Source organism: Aestuariivita sp. (genome assembly GCF_021404545.1).
In the GTDB taxonomy this organism is placed as follows: Bacteria; Pseudomonadota; Alphaproteobacteria; order Rhodobacterales; family Rhodobacteraceae; genus Aestuariivita.
On record NZ_JAAWWD010000062.1, the window covers coordinates 50,039 to 68,044 of the forward strand.

Genomic DNA, 18,006 nt, shown 5'->3' on the forward strand with positions numbered 1-18,006 from the left:
GACGTGTAGCTTGTCCGGCAAATACGCTGTGGCCGTCTGGCAAAACCTGTCCTCAGCGTGCGCGGCCATTTTCATCACGAGGCCGACGCCCTGCGTGTTGCGCGCGATTGCGGTTCTTAGGATCTTTCAATCCGGCGTCACCGTCAGCGTGATCCGATCCGAAGCGAAATAGGTGATGCCAAATTCCACCGGGTGCCCGTTTGCGTCAATGTTCACGGCGGTCGCGCGCAACAGCGGCGCGCCTTCCCGCAGCTGAAGATGCGCGGCCTGCGGCCCGGTCGCCGCCACCGCCGTCAGCCGTGTCTCGGCCCGGGTGTAATCGGCAACACCGACCTGTGCCAAGGCCTTGGTCACCGAGGATACCTCCCGCAGGATGTCCGGCAGGTCGGCGAACCGGCCAGCCGGGAACAGGCTCTGGAACCACGCAATCGGCTTGCCCTCGGCCAGCGACAGTCCTTCATAGACATGGACCGGCGTCGCGGTGGCGATCTGCAACGCCTCCGCCTCACGGGGATCGGCGGACCGTGTCTCCAGCCGCAGCACCCGCTTTTCGGGGAACTGGCCCGAAGCCTTGATGTTTTGGTGAAACCGGACCCGTTTGCTGATCGGATATTCCGTCGGATGTTGGGCCACAAAGACACCTGATCCGCGGCGCGCAGCCACAATGCCCCGCTCGGCCATATCCCCCAGGGCACGTCGCACCGTGTGCCGGTTCACGCCGAAGCGCGCCGCCAGAGCCGCCTCGGTCGGCAGTTTGTCACCGGACCCGTAATGACCCGACGCTATCTCGGTTTCCAGTGTTTGGACGATGGCTTTCCAGATTGGGGTGCGGGGCATGTGTCACCAAAGTTTCACGAAACAATTCTTGCATCGCGGGACCGCTGAGGTTTATGAGTTGTATAGAAATAGACAAATATAGACAAATCCGCAAGGTGTCTAGATGCTTGATCAAACAGGTCCTGAGATGGACCGAAAATCCTGGATGGGCCTTTTGGCCCGCGCACCCCAGGCGCGGCTGGACGCCCTTCTCCGACAGGTTGGGGGGCTGCCCGCGCATGATTGGCTGCGCCCGCCAGAGACTGGGGGCGTGATGGTACGCGGTCGCGCGGGCGGTACCGGTGCCGCATTCAACCTTGGTGAGATGACGGTCACCCGGTGTGCGCTGCGTCTGACGAACGGGGCGGTTGGCCATGCCTATGTGCAGGGTTGCTTCCGGGCGCATGCCGAACGCGCGGCGTTGGTCGATGCTTTGATGCAGACCGGGCGCGCCGACGAGATCCGCAGTCAGGTGCTTGGCCCGCTTGAACGCGAAGAGACCGAGCGCCGCGCGGCGCGCGCCGCCCGCGCCGCGGCCACCAAGGTCGATTTCTTTACGATGGTTCGGGGGGAGGATTGATGCAGACCGATGTTCTCACGGGGGGCTTCTCCAACCCTGCGGTTCAGTCGGCCACGGGTTTTCGCGCCGCTCTTTCGGCGCTGGCGCGTCCTGGCCGGATTGAGGAGATTGCAGGTGCGCAGGCCCCGTCTCCGGTCTCGGACGCGGCGGCGACGCTGTTGCTGGTCCTTTGCGACCCGGAAACACCGATCCATCTGGCAGGCGCTTGCGATACGCCGGAGATCCGGGAGTGGATTGCCTTCCATATCGGTGCCCCGATTGTGGCGCCGGAAGGGGCGCATTTCGCATTGGGCACATGGTCTGCCCTTGGGCCCCATCACCGCTTTGCCATCGGCACGCCGGAATATCCCGACCGCGCGGCCACGCTGATTGTCGAGACGGAGGCGTTGGAGCCCGGCGGTGCCCGGCTTTCGGGACCCGGGATTGAGGACAGCGCGCGTCTTTGCCTGCCTGATACTGACCTGTTTCAGGCCAACCGCGCCCTCTTTCCGCTTGGCCTCGATTTCTTTTTCACCTGCGGAACCCGTCTGGCCGGTCTGCCGCGCAGCACATATGTGGAGGCGATCTGATGTATGTTGCCGTCAAAGGGGGTGAGCGGGCGATTGACAATGCCCATCAGTGGCTGGCCGAGGAGCGGCGCGGCGACACAGGCGTCGCAGAGCTGAGCCTTGATCAGATCCGGCAGCAGCTTGGCCTTGCGGTCTGCCGGGTGATGGCAGAGGGATCGCTGTACGATCCGGACCTGGCCGCGCTGGCGATCAAACAGGCGCGCGGAGATCTGATCGAGGCGATCTTTTTGATCCGCGCCTATCGCACGACGTTGCCCCGGATCGGGCATTCCGAACCGGTGGAGACCTCCGCGATGCGCTGTGACCGGCGCATCAGCGCCACGTTCAAGGATCTGCCCGGCGGGCAGGTTCTGGGCCCGACCTTTGATTACACGCACCGGCTTCTCGATTTTGCGCTGGCCGCCGAGAGCGAGGGCCTGGCCGAGGTCGCGCAGGCTGCGCCTGATCCTGCGCCCAAACCGCGTGTCACCGATTTCCTGGATCGCGACGGGTTGATCCAGCCCGAAATGCCGTCGGATGCGACCCCCCCCGACATGACCCGCGAGCCGATGGAATACCCCGCCGAGCGGCCCTTGCGGCTTCAGGCGCTCACACGCGGCGATGAAGGCTTTGTGCTGGGCATGGCCTATTCGACCCAGCGCGGCTACGGGCGCAACCACCCTTTCGTGGGCGAGATGCGGGTCGGCACAGTCCCGGTGGAGATGGAGATCCCCGAGCTGGGTTTTGCGATCGAGATCGGTGAAGTGCAGCTCACCGAATGCGAGACCGTCAACCAGTTCACCGGCTCCAAGACCGAACCGGCACAGTTCACCCGCGGCTATGGCCTGGTCTTTGGTCATTCCGAGCGCAAGGCGATTTCCATGGCGCTGGTCGACCGTGCGCTCAGATGGGAGGAGCTGGGAGAGGACAGGACCGGCGCGCCCGCCCAGGATGAGGAGTTCGTGCTCAGCCATGCCGACAATATCCAGGCCACCGGATTTCTGGAGCATATCAAGCTGCCCCATTACGTCGATTTCCAGTCCGAACTGGAACTGATCCGAAAATTGCGGGCCGACGCGTTGGCGGCCACACAAAAGGAAGCTGCCGAATGAAACCGTCTGTTGTGGTGTTTGATATTGGCGGGGTGCTGGTGGACTGGCAGCCGCATCTGGTCTGGATTGACGAGCTGGGTTCGCGCGGCGCGGTCGAGACGTTTATGGCCCGCGCGGATTTCAAGGCGCGAAATGCGCGGGCAGACAATGGCGCGCGGTTTGACGACCTTGCGGCAGAACTCGACGATCCCGAAGACGCCCGCCTGATGCGCCAATACGTGCCGGGCTATGCGCGCGCGGTGGAAAGCGCGATCCCCGGCACATGGGAGTTGATCGACCGGCTCAAGACACGCGATGTTTCGGTGCATGCGATCACCAACTGGTCGGCGGAGACCTGGCCCGAGGGGTTGAAATCCCAGCCGCGCCTGGCCGAGGTTTTTGGCGTCACGGTGATCTCGGGCCGCGAAGGGGTGATGAAACCCGATGCCCGTATCTTTCATCTGCTGTGTGAGCGCGCGGGCGTGACACCGCAGGATTGCGTGTTCGTCGACGACGGGCTGCACAATGTGGACGGGGCCCGTGCGGTGGGCATGGATGGCATTCATTTCACCGGCGCGCCCGCCCTCGAGGCGGCGTTGCAGGACCGGGGGCTGCTGTGAGCGACTATAATTTCGCCTATCTCGACGAGCAGACCAAGCGCATGATCCGACGCGCGATCCTCAAAGGTGTCGCGATCCCCGGCTATCAGGTGCCCTTTGCCTCACGCGAGATGCCGATGCCCTATGGCTGGGGCACCGGCGGGGTGCAGGTGACGGCGGCTTGCCTCACGCCCGACGATCAGCTCAAGGTCATCGACCAGGGTGCGGATGACACCACAAACGCGGTGTCGATCCGCAAATTCTTTGAAAAGACGGCTGAGGTTGCGACCACGGAACACACCAGCGAGGCGACGGTCATCCAAACCCGCCACCGTATCCCCGAAGAGCCCCTGGGCGAGGATCAGATCCTTGTCTATCAGGTGCCCATCCCCGAGCCGTTGCGGTTTCTGGAGCCGCGCGAGACCGAGACCCGCAAGATGCACAGCCTTGAGGAATACGGGCTGATGCATGTGAAGCTTTACGAGGATATCGCGCGCCACGGCCATATCGCGACCGCCTACGCCTATCCGGTCAGGGTCGAGGGGCGCTATGTCATGGATCCTTCGCCGATCCCGAAATTCGACAATCCCAAGATGGAAATGGCCGCGATCCAGCTTTTTGGCGCGGGACGGGAGCAGCGTATCTATGCGATCCCACCCTATACCCAAGTGGTCAGCCTTGATTTCGAGGATCACCCGTTCGAGGCGTCCAAGGCGGATCATCCCTGCGCGCTCTGCGGTGCGGAGGACAGCTATCTTGACGAGGTGATCGTCGATGACGCGGGCGGGCGGATGTTCGTGTGTTCGGACACTGACTATTGCGCTGGGCGCCGCGCGGGGCAGGCGGCATGACGGCCCTGACCCAAGGCATCGACCATCTGGGCCTGACGGTTGGCGATCTGGCCGCAAGCCGCGCCTTTTTTGTCGAGGCGCTGGGCTGGACGCAGTTTGGCGGCAATCCCGATTACCCGTCGACCTATGTGACCGATGGCGTCAGCAAGATCACGCTTTGGCAGCAGACCCAGGTGGATGGGCCAACGTTCGATCGCCATGCCAATCTGGGCCTGCACCACACCGCCCTGAAAATCGGATCCGAGGCGGCGCTGCGCACCCTGTTCGAGCAGGTCAAGGACTGGCCGAAGGTGGTTGTCGAGTTTGCGCCTGAACCTTCGGGCAAGGGCCCGAAGATCCATTTCATGATCCGTGAGCCGGGCGGCACACGGCTGGAGGTCAGCTATGACCCGCGATGAGGTTCAACGATGATCAATCAACTGCGTATCTACCAGGTTCCCCCCGGCAATCGCGGCCCGTTTCTGGACCGGTTTCGCGATCATGCGGCACGGATCATGACCGACCGCTATGGGTTCCGCATTCAGGCCATGTGGACCTCGGACGCGGATGAGGCGCTGCGCTTTGTCTATCTTTTGGCCTGGAACGACGAGGATGAGATGGCCGATTGCTGGGCTGCGTTCATGGCCGATGCGGAATGGAAGGACATCAAGGCCGCAACCGCCGCCGAACACGGCGATTTCGTTCTGGGGATCGAGGATCTGATCCTGCATCCGACCGCATTCTCACACCCGATTGGAGAGGCATCATGACCCGGCTCTTGTCCGTTCGTGACATCGCCAAGACCTATGGTGGCCGCATCGGCTGCACCGATGTCAGCTTTGATCTCTACCCCGGAGAAGTGATGGGGATCGTGGGCGAAAGCGGGTCGGGCAAATCGACCTTGCTCAATTGTCTTGCCGGGCATCTGGCTCCTGATCGGGGCGAGGTTCTCTACGATATGCGAGGCCAAGGCTTGCGCGACACACTGACCCTTAGCGAGCCGGAACGGCGGATGCTCAGCCGCACCGATTGGGCCTTTGTCCACCAGAACCCGCGCGATGGGCTGCGGATGAGTGTCAGCGCGGGCGGCAATGTTGGCGAGCGACTGATGGCCGTGGGTGCGCGTCACTATGGCGATATCCGCGCAACGGCGACCGATTGGCTGGGCCGGGTCGAAATCCTGGAAGAACGGATCGACGATCGTCCCTCGTCTTTTTCGGGCGGCATGCAGCAGCGCCTGCAAATCGCGCGCAACCTGGTGACCGGTCCTCGGCTGGTGTTCATGGACGAGCCCACCGGCGGCCTGGATGTCAGCGTGCAGGCGCGGCTCTTGGATCTGATGCGCGGGCTGGTGCGCGAGATGGGGCTGTCGGCCCTCATCGTGACCCACGATCTGGCGGTTGTGCGGCTCCTGGCGCATCGCATCATGGTCATGAAAGGCGGCCATGTCGTGGAGGCCGGACTGACCGATCAGGTGCTCGACGATCCACAACACCCCTATAGCCAGCTTCTGGTGTCCTCGGTGCTTCAGGTCTGAGGGGCCGGGGGCATGCAACGAAAGGCAACGCCGATGATCGAGATTGAGAACCTGGGCAAGAGTTTCACCCTGCACAATCAGGGGGGGGCCACGATCCGGGTGATGGACGGCGCCAGCCTGTCGGTGGCGGCGGGTGAATGCGTGGCGCTGACCGGGCAGTCTGGCGCGGGCAAATCGACGTTGATGCGTATGGTCTATGGCAATTACCTGGCCGACGCGGGATCGGTCCGCGTGGGCGGGGTCGAGTTGGTGGGCGCCGAGCCGCGCGATGTTCTGGCACTGCGCCGCGAAACCCTGGGTTATGTCAGCCAGTTTCTGCGGGTCGTGCCACGGGTTCCCACACGCGAGGTGGTCGCCGAGCCGCTTCTGGCGCTGGGCACTCCCAGAGATACCGCGCTGGTCCGGGCGCGTGAACTGCTGACCCGCCTGCGCATTCCTGAGGCACTCTGGGGACTATCACCCACGACATTTTCGGGCGGTGAGCAACAGCGGGTGAACATCGCTCGCGGCTTTGCCCATACCTATCCGGCTCTGCTTTTGGATGAACCCACGGCCAGCCTTGATGCCGCCAACCGGGAGACCGTGCTGAGCCTGATTGATGAGGCCAAGGCGCGCGGGGCCGCGATCATCGGGATCTTCCATGATGAGGCCGCTCGAACCCGCGTCGCGGACCGGGAAATCGACGTGGCGCGGTTTACCCCAGGGCTGGCGGCATGAGGTGGGGCCGGATCTATGCGGTGGTCGGCGCCTCAGGGGTCGGCAAGGACACCGTGATGGCGGCGCTCGCCAAGGCGCGGCCCGAGCTGCATTGGGTACGCCGCGTGATCACCCGGCCCGAGACGGCGGGCGGCGAGCCCTTCGAGGGCGTCAGCCTGGCCGCGTTCGAGGCGCGCCGCAATGCAGGTGAATTCGCGCTGAGCTGGGAGGCGCATGGCTTGCATTACGGTATTCCGGTGACCGCGCATGTCGCGCTCTCGGAAGGGCGGGACGCGATGTTCAATGGTTCCCGCGCAATGCTGAGAGAGGCGCAGACGGCCTTTCCTGGCATGCAGGTTCTGCATATCACCGCCGATGCGGCGGTGCGGGCCGCGCGACTGGCCGCACGCGGTCGCGAGACGCCAGACGAGATCGCGCGGCGGATCGCCCGCACCACGCCGCCGGTCCCATCCGGCCTGTCTGTTACGGAAATCGACAACTCCTGCCCGCTGGAGCGCAGCGTTGCCGCCTGTCTGGCCGTTCTCGACCTTGAGACCGCCTGACACATCCATGAAAGGGACAGATCACGTGCAAGAAACAATCCTGACACAGGCCCGTCTGGTCATGGAAGACGCGGTCCGCGACGGTACTTTGGTGATCCGCGACGGACGGATTGCCGACATATCCGACGGGTCCAGCCGGGCCCCATCGGCGGTTGATTGCGAGGGCGATCTGATCATTCCCGGTCTGATCGAACTGCACACAGATAACCTTGAACGTCATATCCAGCCGCGCCCGCGCGTGGACTGGCCGCATGGTCCCGCGATCCTGGCTCACGACGGTGAGTTGGCGAGTGTCGGCGTGACCACCGTCTTTGACGCGATGCGCGTGGGCTCGATTCCATCGGGCAAGGGGCGGTATCTGAGATACGCGCGCCCTCTGGCCACCGAGCTGATGGAGATGCGCAATGTCGGCGCTCTGAGGATCAGCCATTTTCTGCATTTGCGGGCCGAGGTTTGTTCGGAAACGCTGGAGCAAGAGCTGGCCGAGTTCACGCCCGAAGACCGCGTCGGCCTGGTCAGCGTGATGGATCACACCCCAGGGCAACGGCAGTTCCGCGATATCTCCAAGCTCAAGCTCTACGTGCAGGGCAAGAACAACATGACGGATGCGGATTTCGACGTGCATGTCAGCACGCTCAGGACGCTGCGCGATCAGCATGGCGACCGGCACGAACGGGTGGCCGTGTCCGAGGCCGCGCGGCTGGGCGCGATCCTGGCCAGCCATGATGATACGACGCGCGGTCAGGTGCAGGTCTCGGCCGACCACGGCATCCGTCTGGCAGAGTTTCCGACAACACATGAAGCCGCAGAAGCCTGTCACGAGCATGGTATCGCGGTGATGATGGGGGCGCCCAACCTGATCCGGGGCGGGTCGCATTCGGGCAATGTCGCGGCGCATGATCTGGCTGAGGCCGGGCTGCTCGACATTCTGTCATCCGACTATGTCCCGTCTGCCCTGCTGACCGGTGCGTTCCTGCTGGCAGATCTGTGGGGCGATTTGCCCCGCGGGATCTCGACCGTGACCGGCGCGCCTGCGCGCTCCGCCCGATTGGCGGATCGGGGCCGGATCGACCAGGGGCTTCATGCCGATCTGGTGCGGGTCGCGCGGATCGGTCAGATGCCCGTGGTCCGCGCGGTCTGGAGCCATGGCCGCAGGGTAAGCTAAGCACGGCCCCTCCGCGGGTCCGATCAGGGCAGCAAGGCGCACGTTCTTCGCGATACCACCGCCGCTGGGTTGAAGGGCAGGCCCAAGAGAATTTTCTGACAGGGTCTGTGTGGCGGACGGTCTGATCGGCGAACAGGTCAGCTTTGCCACTGGTTTGCCGCCTCACGTCGCGTTCAGCTCTTCCTGCCTCGCCGACGTCATGACCCGCTGGTCGGTATCACTCGCGTCTTCGCCCGCGTTGCCGGACCAAAGGCCTTGCTGGCCATAGGTCGGGTCACGTCCGATGCCTGCGGACGGATCATCCGGCCCGCGATCCTTGCAGCGGGTGGGGTGATCCCGCTCAGGCGTGCCACGTCCGATTGCCGCATGCCCCTTTTTCTTTTGCGATCATGTGATAGCTGAGCAGGCATGCTGCTTGAGATCGAAAACCTGACCAAATCCTACCCCAGCTCCGATGGGCCGGTGCCGGTTCTGCGCGGCGTCGACTTGAGCCTTGATGTGGGGCAGACATTGGCGCTGACCGGCGAATCCGGATCGGGCAAAAGCACTCTGCTGCATCTGGTGGGTGGGCTCGATCACGCCGATAGCGGCAGCATCCGTATCGCGGGGCAGGAGGTGACCACTCTCGATGATCAAGGCCGTGCGGCGCTCAGGCGCCATGAGGTTGGCGTGGTTTTTCAGCAGTTTAACCTGATCCCCTCATTGGATGTTGCCGCCAACATCGCATTTCAGGCACGTCTGTCCGCACAGGCCGATCCGACCCGGATCGAGGACCTGGCGCGCGCGCTGGGGCTGACCGATCACTTGCGCAAATATCCCGAGGCGTTGTCGGGCGGTCAACAACAGCGCGTCGCCATCGCCCGCACGCTTGCCGCGCGGCCCCGGCTGGTATTGGCGGACGAACCGACCGGCAATCTCGACGAGGCCACGGCGGGAGAGGTTCTGACCCAGATGCTGGACCTGGTGGCCGAAACCGGAGCGGCTCTGATGGTGGTGACGCATTCTGCCGGTGTGGCCGCGCGCATGGGCAGGCGCGTGCATCTGAGCGGCGGTCATCTGGCATGACTGGCGCGGCGCTGGCGGCGCTCTGGTCGCACTGGGCGCGCAACCCGCTCCAGCTTTTCACACTGATCGCCGGTCTGGCGCTGGCCACGGCGCTCTGGTCCGGCGTTCAGGCGATCAACGCCGAAGCGCGGGCGAGCTACGATGCCGCCGCGGCAACACTGGGTGAAGGGCGCTTTGATCAGCTCTTGCCGCGTGTGGGCGAGACGATCCCGCAGGAGAGATACATCGCGCTCAGGCGGGCGGGCTGGCAGGTCTCGCCGGTGCTGGAGGGACGGTTGGCCACGCCGGACGGCAGCATACGTCTGCTGGGCCTCGACCCGATGACCAGCCCGGGCGGGCTGTCGCCGGTGGCGTTGGGTGGCGAGGATATGGACCTGGTCTCCTTTCTGTCGGACGGGATCATCTTTGCCGATGCGGTCACGGCAGCCCAGATCGCGAGCGTCGTCGATCTTGAGGTGATCGTGGACCCGTCTGTCGCCCCAGGTCTGGCATTGACGGATATCGGTGTGGCGCAACGGCTCTTGGATCGCGGGGGAGTGTTGACCCGGCTGATCCTGGCACAGGTTCAGCCCAAGGGCCTCGTTCCGCTGACTGAACTGGCTCCGGACCTAATGCGCCGCGTCGCTCAGGAGGGCAGTGACCTGGGTCGGCTGACCGACAGCTTTCATCTGAACCTGACCGCATTTGGGTTTCTGAGCTTTGCAGTGGGCATCTTTATCGTTCACGGGGCGATCGGGCTGGCGTTTGAGCAACGCCGCACCATGGTGAGGACGCTGCGCGCGCTGGGTCTGCCGTTGCGCCGTCTGGTGTGGCTGATGGTCGCCGAACTGGCGGTATTCGCATTGCTTGCAGGCACTCTGGGTGTGGTCTTGGGATATCTCATCGCGGCGATGCTGCTGCCGGATGTGGCGGCCACTCTGCGCGGGCTTTACGGAGCGGATGTAGCCGGTTCCATCCGGCTGCGCCCGGGCTGGTGGTTGTCGGGCTATGCCATAGCGCTGGGCGGAACGGCGATGGCCGCCGCAGGCGCGCTTTGGCAGATCGCGCGCATGCCGCTTCTGGCCAGCGCAAGACCGCGCGCGTGGGTCATGGCACGCGGGGCGGGCGCGGCACGGTCGGGGGCCTTGGCCGCCGGATTGCTGCTCGGTGCGGGCGCGCTGGCGCTATGGGGATCGGGTATGGTGATGGGGTTTGCTCTGCTGGCATGCCTTCTGACCGGTGCTGCCCTCGCGCTGCCACTGCTGCTGCGCATTGTGCTCGGCATCTGTCAGGCCCGCGCACGCGGCGTGGTCGCACACTGGTTCTGGGCCGACACCCGCCAGCAATTGCCGGGGATGAGCCTTGCCCTGATGGCACTGTTGCTGGCGATTGCGGCGAATATCGGCGTGTCGACCATGGTGTCGAGCTTCCGTCTGACCTTCGTCGGCTTTCTTGATCAGCGATTGGCGCCCGAGCTTTTTGTCGGGGTCGAGGATGCGCGCGAGGCTGCTGCCCTCGAGGCGTTCCTGGAGGGTCGCGCCCGGGAGGTTCTGCCGGTTCTGTCGGTCGAGACCCGTATGGCCGGTTTGCCTGCCGATCTCTATGGCGCCCGCATCGGCATGACCTATCGCGAGAACTGGCGGTTTCTGGCCTCGGACGGGCCGGTCTGGGACCGTGTCGCGGCGGGCGAGGCGGTGATCGTGAATGAGCAATTGGCGCGCCGCTCCGGCCTTTGGGTCGGAGGGGAACTGGCGGTGGCACCGGATGTGATCCTGCCGGTGATCGGGATCGTCGCCGATTACGGCAATCCGATCGGCCAGGCGGTGATCTCCGAAGCGCTTTTTCAGCGCCTGTTCCCCGACATCATCGCAACCCGGTTCGGCCTGCGCACCGACGATGCAGACAGGCTGCGCACTGCGCTGACCAGCGAGTTCGGGATGTCAGAGGCCGTGATGATCGACCAAAAAGACATCAAAGCCTTCTCGCTTGAGGTGTTCGAGCGGACCTTTACCGTGACCGGGGCGCTGAACGTGCTGACCCTGGCCGTGGCCGGCTTTGCCATTCTGATGAGCCTGCTCACACTGGCCGCGATCCGATTGCCGCAGCTTGCCCCGGTCTGGGCGCTGGGATTGACCCGTGCGACGCTTGGGCGACTTGAGTTGTTGCGCGCCGTGGTTCTGGCGCTCTTGACCGCAGTGTTGGCGCTGCCGCTGGGACTGGCGCTGGCCTGGGTTCTTTTGACAATCGTGAATGTGGAGGCGTTCGGTTGGCGATTGCCGATGTATCTCTTCCCCCTTGATTATGCGCGGCTCGGCCTTTTTGCGCTGATGGCGGCCGTTATGGCGGCGCTCTGGCCGGCACGGCGGCTGGCGCGCACCGCGCCGGGTGAGTTGTTGAAGGTGTTTGCCAATGAGCGTTAGAGCTCTCGTCCTTGCCCTCTGCCTGCTTCCATGTGCAGCTTTGGCACAAGGCTTTGCCGGGCTCGGCACCGATGCGGACGGCTTTGCGGTCCCACAACCCAATCCGCGGTTCGATTTTCCAGCAGATCATGGCCCGCATCCAGATTACCGCATCGAATGGTGGTATCTGACGGCCAACCTTACCGGACCGGATGGCGCGATCTATGGGGTGCAATGGACGCTCTTTCGATCCGCCCTTGCGCCGCACTCCGAAGAGGGCTGGGGCGACCCGCAGATCTGGTTCGCCCATGCCGCCGTCACCACGCCAGAGGATCACTTTGTCGCCGAACGTCTTGCACGCGGCGGCATCGGGCAGGCCGGGGTCACTGTCCAGCCCTTTGCCGCCTGGATCGACGATTGGCAGATGGCGGGCGCGCGCTTTGACCAGATGCGGCTCACGGCCTCCGGCCCGGCCTTTCGATACGATCTGGCGCTCAGCGCGCAAGGCCCCTTGGTCTTTCACGGCGAGGGGGGCTATTCGGTAAAATCGGCCAAGGGGCAGGCCAGCTATTATTACTCCCAGCCGTTCTTTGCAGTCGACGGCGTGCTCAGTCTTCCCCAAGGGGATGTGCCGGTGACGGGGGCGGCGTGGCTGGATCGCGAATGGTCCTCTCAACCGCTGGCCGAGGATCAAACCGGCTGGGACTGGTTCTCTCTGTCATTTGAGGCAGGAACCAAGCTGATGGGATTTCGCCTGCGCCAGGAGGATGGCAGTCATTTCACCTCTGCCACCTGGATCGAACCGGACGGGGTCACCACCGCCTTTCCCGACGGGGCATTCCAGGCAACGCCATTGGAGCAAACCCAGGTCGCCGGGCGCACGGTGCCCATACGCTGGCGGGTGGAGTTGCCCGAGAAAGGCGTCGATGTGACGGTCGGCGCGGTGAACCCGCAATCCTGGATGGACGTGTCTCTCCCCTATTGGGAGGGGCCCGTGTTGATCACCGGCAGCCACCGGGGCCGGGGATATCTGGAGATGACGGGTTATGAGTGATCTCGCCGATCTGACGGCGTTTCCGGATCTTGCCTGGCAGCGGCTCGCGGACGGGGTGATCACGCCTGGATCGGCCGCGCGACACCCAAGTTTCGCCACCGTCTCGCCCGACGGCGTGCCAGAGGCGCGCACGCTTGTGATGCGCGCCGCAGACCGGCCCCGGTCCCGCATCGAGGTGCCTACCGATCTCGCCTCCGCCAAATGCCGGAGCCTGACCGCTCCTGCGCAGGCAGAACTGCTGGTCTGGGACCCGCACCCGCGTTTGCACATCCGGCTGGCAACACGGGTCGATCGCCTCAGCGCAGACGTCATCGCCACCCACTGGGCCAAAGGTCCCACGATCATGCGGGTTGGGCAGGGTGCGGATCCGCCGCCCGGTCGCCGATACCGGCCCCGTTTGATGTCATCGCGCACCCGGATGCGACCCGATTTGCCGTCTTGCAATGTCAGATCGAGCGGATCGACCGTCTGGAACTGGGCACGCGCCACCGCCGTGCCTCCTTGACGCGGCCGATGGTCGGGCCGGGCAGCGGGTTGCGCCATAGGCGTCCGCAGACGCGTCGTCGATGCGTTGGCCGTCCTCCGTGCCGCCCGTTCCCCTGGCAGGATCTAGACCCGGCTGGCGCCTGGCACCTCTCACGTGCTTCTTCTGGCTCTAAATATTCCCAGGGTTTGGGACAGCGTCCCAAGGCCCGTGCGGCCGCGCACAAATAGAATAGAATGCGGCGCAGCCGCTCTGTTAGCGAACCGTATCCGGCGCGTCCAGCGTGCCTTGGTCTTGCGCATGCCAGACGCGCCCATTGGCGCCGCTGATGCGATGCATCGTCATCTCGAACCGATAGAGCTCGGGCCTGTAGAGGATCTTGATATACTCCACCGCACGCTCCTGGATGTCATAGACGATGCGTCGCACCTCGATCAGCGGAGCGCCCGCAGGCACATTCAGGGCGCCCGACACCTCGGCATCCGCCAGTGTCGCGGTGATCGTCTGGCGCGCGGTTGCCACCGGGACGCCCGCCTCCTCCAGCAGCAGCAAAAGCGGGGTGTTCGACATATCCTGCCCACTGATCTGGGCCCCGATATCGGGCGGCACCCAGGTCACCAGATACGACATGGGCGCCTTTTCCAAATGCCGTACCCGCACGGCGCGAATGACCGTATCGCCGGGCGCCAGCCCCAGCGCGGTGGCGGCTTCCCGGCCGGCGGGCACCTCACCGTTGCGCAGAACCTCCACCGTGGTGGTGCGTCCGATATGGCCCACATTCTCCAAAAGCCCGTCGATTGAGGCGTCGACCGGCTGTGCAGGCCCTTCGGCAACACGGGTGCCGCGCCCCCGCTGACGCTTGACAAGGCCGCGCGTGGCAAGTTCGTTCAGCGCGCGCCTTGCGGTGATGCGCGAGACACCGAACTCAGTGCAGATTTCCTGCTCGGTGGCGACAGTATCGCCTTTTCTCAGTTCTCCGGACTGAATCTTGTTTTGCAGAATCACGAAGATCTGCTGATAGAGCGGCACCCCTGATCGGGTGTCCAGTACCCGACTCTCATCCGCGTCAGCTCTCGAGTACCCTTTTGATTTCACGCGCAAACACTCCGACACTCATCTCAGTTACAAGGCCCATTGCAATAATGTTATATCTATATATCATTTTTGGCTAGATGCCGCGATCCGGCCTGGCGAGAGAGGAAAAACAGTGGATCTGACGCGTGATCCTGTGCTGATTGTCGGGGCCGGTCCTGTCGGTCTGACGCTGGCCTGGCGGCTCAGCGAGGCGGGTGTCGCGTGCATTCTGTTCGAGGCCGACGCCGAGATTGCCGATCAGCTGCGCGCTTCGACCTTTCATCCGCCGACGCTGGATTTTTTTGAAGCCTCCGGCATCACCGAAGCGCTGATTTCCAAGGGACGGATCACACCGACCTGGCAAATCCGGATGCACCCCACCCAGGAGCGTGCCGAGTTTGACCTGTCGGTGCTAAGCGAGGATACCCGCCACCCCTATCGGCTGCAATGTCGGCAGGCGGAACTCAGCCGCGCGTTGCTCAGGCGGTTGCCCGATGGAGTGGTGCGGTTTTCCAGCCAGGTCAATTATGCCGAACAAGATGCCGACGGCGTTACGGTTGTGGTCGGCCGCCAGCGCATTCGTGGCAGCGTCCTGGTGGGCTGCGACGGGGCGCGCTCTCTGGTGCGGCGTTTGATCGGCGCGGAATGGGAGGGTGGGTCCTATCCCGAAAACACCGTGCTGGTGACCACCCATTTCCCGTTCGAGGATTTTCTTCCCGGCCTTTCGGGCGTGAATTACATCTGGAAAGAGGGGGGCACCTTTTCGCTGCTGCGACTGCCCGATCTATGGCGCATCTCGCTGCACCCGCGGACCGGGCAAAGCCCCGACCTGGCTTTGAAGGATGGTGCCATCCGCGCACAAACGGTCGAGATCCTCACCGCCGCGGCCGAGATGGATATTGTTGAAAAACGCATCTACCGGGTGCATCGCCGCGTGGCCTCGCGATATGCCGAGGGGCGGATGTTTCTGGCAGGCGATGCGGCCCATCTCAACAGTCCCAAGGGCGGCATGGGCATGAATGGCGGCGTGCATGATGCCTGGCTCTTGGCCGATCTGCTGATCGAGGTCGCGAATGGCGCGCCCGATTTGGTGCTGGACACCTATGAACGCAAGCGCCGCCCGATCGCGCGCGACGATATCGTGGCGCAGGCGGACAAGAACCGCGCGCGCATGAATGCGACCGACCCCCAGACCCGGCGCGCGCATCTCGATGAGATGAAACGGATTGCCGCGGACCCTGATCTGGCGCGCGGCTTTTTGCTTCGATCCTCGATGATCGAAGGCTTGCGCCGGGCGGAAACACTCTAGGATGTCGCGGCGGTTGGCCATATTGGGCGGATGCGGCGGGATCGGTCGGCAATTGGTGGCAGACGCGCAGGCCGTGGGCTGGACCCCGGTGATCTTCGATCTGCCCGCCTCAATCGACGCGCATGGGATCGGCGGGGTCGAGATGCATCCGGTCGATGCCAGCGATCCGGCCGATGCCGCGCGCGCGGCAGGCGTTTTGGGCGAGCCTCTCGAAGGTTTTGTCAATCTCTGCGGGTTCATGACCGCCAGTGAGCCGCTGCTGGACCGGACGCCGCAGGATTGGGCGGACGTCATCAATGGCAATCTCAACTCCGCCTTTTTTGCCGCCAGCGCGTTCGCGCCGCATGTGACAGAAGGTGGGGCGATTGTGCAGATCGGGTCCGGCCTGGGTCATGTCGCGCGCCCGGGATATGGGCCTTACGCCATTGCCAAGGCGGGGATTGCCGCGCTGACCCGACAAATGGCGCTTGAGCTGGCGCCGGGGATCCGGGTGAATTGCGTCGCGCCCGCCGCCGTCGATACCGCTTTTTTGCGCGGCGGCACGGGCCGGTCGGACGAAGATGCCCCCCTGCGGTTGGAGATCGAGAGCTATGCCGCGAACAATCCGATGAAACGGATCGCCATGCCTGCCGATATCACCGGGCCGATCCTGTTTCTGCTATCGGATCAGGCCAGCTATGTCACCGGACAGGTGTTGCATGTCAACGGGGGGGCGTTCATGCCATGAGTTTTGATCTGCCAATCGAACCGCCCGCGCGCGTCACCGGATGGGCCGGGGATCGCGCCACTGGCGGCGGCGGCACCGAGTTGCCGGTGTTCTATCCCGCGACAGGTGCGCGGATATCGACCCTGGTCGAGGATGATGCGTGCGCCGTGGATCAGGCGGTTATCGCAGCGCGCGAGGCCTTTGACCGGGGGCCGTGGCCCAGCCTTTCGGTACCTGAGCGGATGGACCATCTGGAGCGGTGCCGCCAGACCATTCTGGATCATGTGGATGAGCTGGCACGGCTGGAATGTGCCGCAACGGGTCTGGTGCTGCGCGAGCTGCGCGAGCGGCATATGCAGCGCGCAGCCTACAACTTCCGCTTTTTTGCCGAGTTCATCAGCCAGTCGGCGGGACAACGCTGGGATCAGGCACCAGGGTTCATGACGACCGTAAGCCGCGTGCCGGTTGGCGTGGCAGCATTGATCGCGCCATGGAACGCACCGGTCGCCCTGGCCACGATGAAGATCGCGTCGGCCCTGGCCTTTGGCAATACCGCCGTTCTGAAGCCGTCCGAACAGACACCGCTTGCGCTGGCGCGACTGGTTGAGCTGTTGCAGGACGTGTTGCCCGAAGGGGTGCTGAACCTGGTCAATGGGCGCGGCCCTGTTACCGGGGCGGCATTGGTCGATCATCCCGGCGTCGATCTGGTGAGTTTCACCGGTGGTACTCAGACCGGGCGCACGATCATGGCGGCGGCAGGCCGCAATCTGGTGCCCTGCACGTTGGAGCTGGGTGGCAAATCAGCCAATATCGTCTTTGCCTCCGCCGATATCGACCGGGCGTTGGATGGGGCGTTGTTGGGCATATTCTCCAACAACGGTCAGCAGTGCCTGGCTGGGTCGCGCATTCTGGTCGAACGCCGCATCTTTGACGATTTCGTGGATCGGTTTCTCGACCGTGCGAGCCGGATTCGGGTTGGCGATCCGCTGGCCGACGGGACCGAGCTGGGCCCGCTGGCCAGTGCCGCGCATCGCGACCGGGTGCTTGGATTTGTCGATACCGCGCTTGCGGATGGCGGCGCCGTTCTGACTGGCGGCACCCGCCGCGACGATCTGGGAGAGGGGTATTTCGTTGCCCCCACCGCCGTCACCGTACCCGACAACAGCGCCCGCGTTGCCCAGGACGAGATCTTTGGACCCTTCGCCACCTTCCTGCCGTTCGACGGGGAGGATCAGGCGATCTCCATCGCGAATGATACGCGCTTTGGCCTTGTCTCCTATATCTGGTCGGATCACCTGCCGACGGTGATGTCGGTGAGCGAGCGCATGAGGTCTGGCGTGGTCTGGGTCAACACGCCGATGATGCGCGAGCTGCGCGCGCCTTTTGGCGGGTTCAAGACATCCGGCGTGGGCCGCGAGGGCGGGACGGCCTGCGAGGCGTTCTATACCGAAGAGCGCACGCTCACGATCCCGACCCATCCACCGCCACTGAGAAAACTCGGGGCATGACCC

20 protein-coding genes are annotated in these 18,006 nt (G+C 64.3%); 18 read left to right on the plus strand and 2 right to left on the minus strand.

All coding sequences use genetic code 11. From position 1 onward, the window contains the following. Positions 1 to 126: 126 nt before the first annotated feature. Positions 127 to 837, minus strand: coding sequence for a phosphonate metabolism transcriptional regulator PhnF (phnF, locus tag HEP69_RS19515; RefSeq protein WP_290560173.1), 711 nt, complete (start codon positions 835 to 837; stop codon positions 127 to 129). Positions 838 to 940: 103 nt separating this feature from the next. Between phnF and phnG the strand changes: the two genes are divergently transcribed. The 15 genes from phnG to HEP69_RS19590 all read left to right on the plus strand — a co-directional run bounded on the left by phnG (position 941) and on the right by HEP69_RS19590 (position 13,427). Then, positions 941 to 1,396 (plus strand): phosphonate C-P lyase system protein PhnG, encoded by a 456-nt coding sequence (gene phnG / locus HEP69_RS19520; RefSeq protein WP_290560174.1) that lies wholly within the window; start codon positions 941 to 943, stop codon positions 1,394 to 1,396. After that, a complete protein-coding gene (gene phnH / locus HEP69_RS19525; protein WP_290560175.1) occupies positions 1,396 to 1,965 on the plus strand; it encodes a phosphonate C-P lyase system protein PhnH in 570 nt (189 codons plus the stop codon). The genes phnG and phnH overlap by 1 nt, the downstream gene beginning before the upstream one ends. Then, positions 1,965 to 3,056: a carbon-phosphorus lyase complex subunit PhnI gene (locus tag HEP69_RS19530; RefSeq protein WP_290560176.1), complete on the plus strand. Its 1,092-nt coding sequence runs from the start codon at positions 1,965 to 1,967 to the stop codon at positions 3,054 to 3,056. Before phnH ends, HEP69_RS19530 begins: the two co-directional genes overlap by 1 nt. Further along, positions 3,053 to 3,655: an HAD family phosphatase gene (locus HEP69_RS19535; RefSeq protein WP_290560178.1), complete on the plus strand. Its 603-nt coding sequence runs from the start codon at positions 3,053 to 3,055 to the stop codon at positions 3,653 to 3,655. Before HEP69_RS19530 ends, HEP69_RS19535 begins: the two co-directional genes overlap by 4 nt. Next, positions 3,652 to 4,485 (plus strand): alpha-D-ribose 1-methylphosphonate 5-phosphate C-P-lyase PhnJ, encoded by an 834-nt coding sequence (locus HEP69_RS19540; RefSeq protein WP_290560179.1) that lies wholly within the window; start codon positions 3,652 to 3,654, stop codon positions 4,483 to 4,485. The genes HEP69_RS19535 and HEP69_RS19540 overlap by 4 nt, the downstream gene beginning before the upstream one ends. Next, complete coding sequence (locus HEP69_RS19545; protein ID WP_290560180.1) at positions 4,482 to 4,883, plus strand: VOC family protein; 402 nt, start codon at positions 4,482 to 4,484, stop codon at positions 4,881 to 4,883. The genes HEP69_RS19540 and HEP69_RS19545 overlap by 4 nt, the downstream gene beginning before the upstream one ends. Before the next feature lie 9 nt (positions 4,884 to 4,892). After that, complete coding sequence (locus tag HEP69_RS19550) at positions 4,893 to 5,234, plus strand: NIPSNAP family protein (RefSeq protein WP_290560181.1); 342 nt, start codon at positions 4,893 to 4,895, stop codon at positions 5,232 to 5,234. Then, positions 5,231 to 6,001, plus strand: coding sequence for a phosphonate C-P lyase system protein PhnK (phnK, locus tag HEP69_RS19555; RefSeq protein ID WP_290560182.1), 771 nt, complete (start codon positions 5,231 to 5,233; stop codon positions 5,999 to 6,001). The genes HEP69_RS19550 and phnK overlap by 4 nt, the downstream gene beginning before the upstream one ends. 33 nt (positions 6,002 to 6,034) lie before the next feature. Further along, positions 6,035 to 6,718 (plus strand): phosphonate C-P lyase system protein PhnL, encoded by a 684-nt coding sequence (gene phnL / locus HEP69_RS19560; protein WP_290560278.1) that lies wholly within the window; start codon positions 6,035 to 6,037, stop codon positions 6,716 to 6,718. Then, positions 6,715 to 7,260 (plus strand): phosphonate metabolism protein/1,5-bisphosphokinase (PRPP-forming) PhnN, encoded by a 546-nt coding sequence (phnN, locus tag HEP69_RS19565; RefSeq protein WP_290560183.1) that lies wholly within the window; start codon positions 6,715 to 6,717, stop codon positions 7,258 to 7,260. The genes phnL and phnN overlap by 4 nt, the downstream gene beginning before the upstream one ends. A 25-nt stretch (positions 7,261 to 7,285) precedes the next feature. After that, positions 7,286 to 8,425: an alpha-D-ribose 1-methylphosphonate 5-triphosphate diphosphatase gene (locus tag HEP69_RS19570; protein ID WP_290560184.1), complete on the plus strand. Its 1,140-nt coding sequence runs from the start codon at positions 7,286 to 7,288 to the stop codon at positions 8,423 to 8,425. A gap of 408 nt (positions 8,426 to 8,833) precedes the next feature. Beyond that, positions 8,834 to 9,490, plus strand: coding sequence for an ABC transporter ATP-binding protein (locus HEP69_RS19575; RefSeq protein ID WP_290560185.1), 657 nt, complete (start codon positions 8,834 to 8,836; stop codon positions 9,488 to 9,490). Then, positions 9,487 to 11,889 carry an FtsX-like permease family protein gene (locus tag HEP69_RS19580; protein ID WP_290560186.1) on the plus strand — a complete coding sequence of 801 codons (2,403 nt, stop codon included), beginning with the start codon at positions 9,487 to 9,489 and terminating at the stop codon, positions 11,887 to 11,889. Before HEP69_RS19575 ends, HEP69_RS19580 begins: the two co-directional genes overlap by 4 nt. Further along, complete coding sequence (locus HEP69_RS19585) at positions 11,879 to 12,922, plus strand: lipocalin-like domain-containing protein (protein ID WP_290560187.1); 1,044 nt, start codon at positions 11,879 to 11,881, stop codon at positions 12,920 to 12,922. Before HEP69_RS19580 ends, HEP69_RS19585 begins: the two co-directional genes overlap by 11 nt. Beyond that, on the plus strand, positions 12,915 to 13,427 hold the full coding sequence (locus tag HEP69_RS19590; RefSeq protein ID WP_290560188.1) for a pyridoxamine 5'-phosphate oxidase family protein: 513 nt from the start codon (positions 12,915 to 12,917) through the stop codon (positions 13,425 to 13,427). The genes HEP69_RS19585 and HEP69_RS19590 overlap by 8 nt, the downstream gene beginning before the upstream one ends. Positions 13,428 to 13,661: 234 nt before the next feature. Here HEP69_RS19590 and HEP69_RS19595 read toward each other — a convergent pair whose 3' ends face one another. Then, positions 13,662 to 14,519, minus strand: a complete 858-nt coding sequence (locus HEP69_RS19595) for a GntR family transcriptional regulator (RefSeq protein WP_366111663.1) — start codon at positions 14,517 to 14,519, stop codon at positions 13,662 to 13,664. 94 nt (positions 14,520 to 14,613) lie between these two features. On the opposite strand from HEP69_RS19595, the gene HEP69_RS19600 reads away from it, so the two are divergent. The 3 genes from HEP69_RS19600 to HEP69_RS19610 are packed head-to-tail and all read left to right on the plus strand — an operon-like array spanning position 14,614 to position 18,003. After that, positions 14,614 to 15,789, plus strand: coding sequence for an FAD-dependent monooxygenase (locus HEP69_RS19600; RefSeq protein ID WP_290560189.1), 1,176 nt, complete (start codon positions 14,614 to 14,616; stop codon positions 15,787 to 15,789). Between the two features lies 1 nt (position 15,790). After that, positions 15,791 to 16,516 carry an SDR family oxidoreductase gene (locus HEP69_RS19605; RefSeq protein ID WP_290560190.1) on the plus strand — a complete coding sequence of 242 codons (726 nt, stop codon included), beginning with the start codon at positions 15,791 to 15,793 and terminating at the stop codon, positions 16,514 to 16,516. Beyond that, complete coding sequence (locus HEP69_RS19610; RefSeq protein WP_290560191.1) at positions 16,513 to 18,003, plus strand: aldehyde dehydrogenase; 1,491 nt, start codon at positions 16,513 to 16,515, stop codon at positions 18,001 to 18,003. Before HEP69_RS19605 ends, HEP69_RS19610 begins: the two co-directional genes overlap by 4 nt. The last annotated feature ends 3 nt before the right edge of the window (positions 18,004 to 18,006 follow it).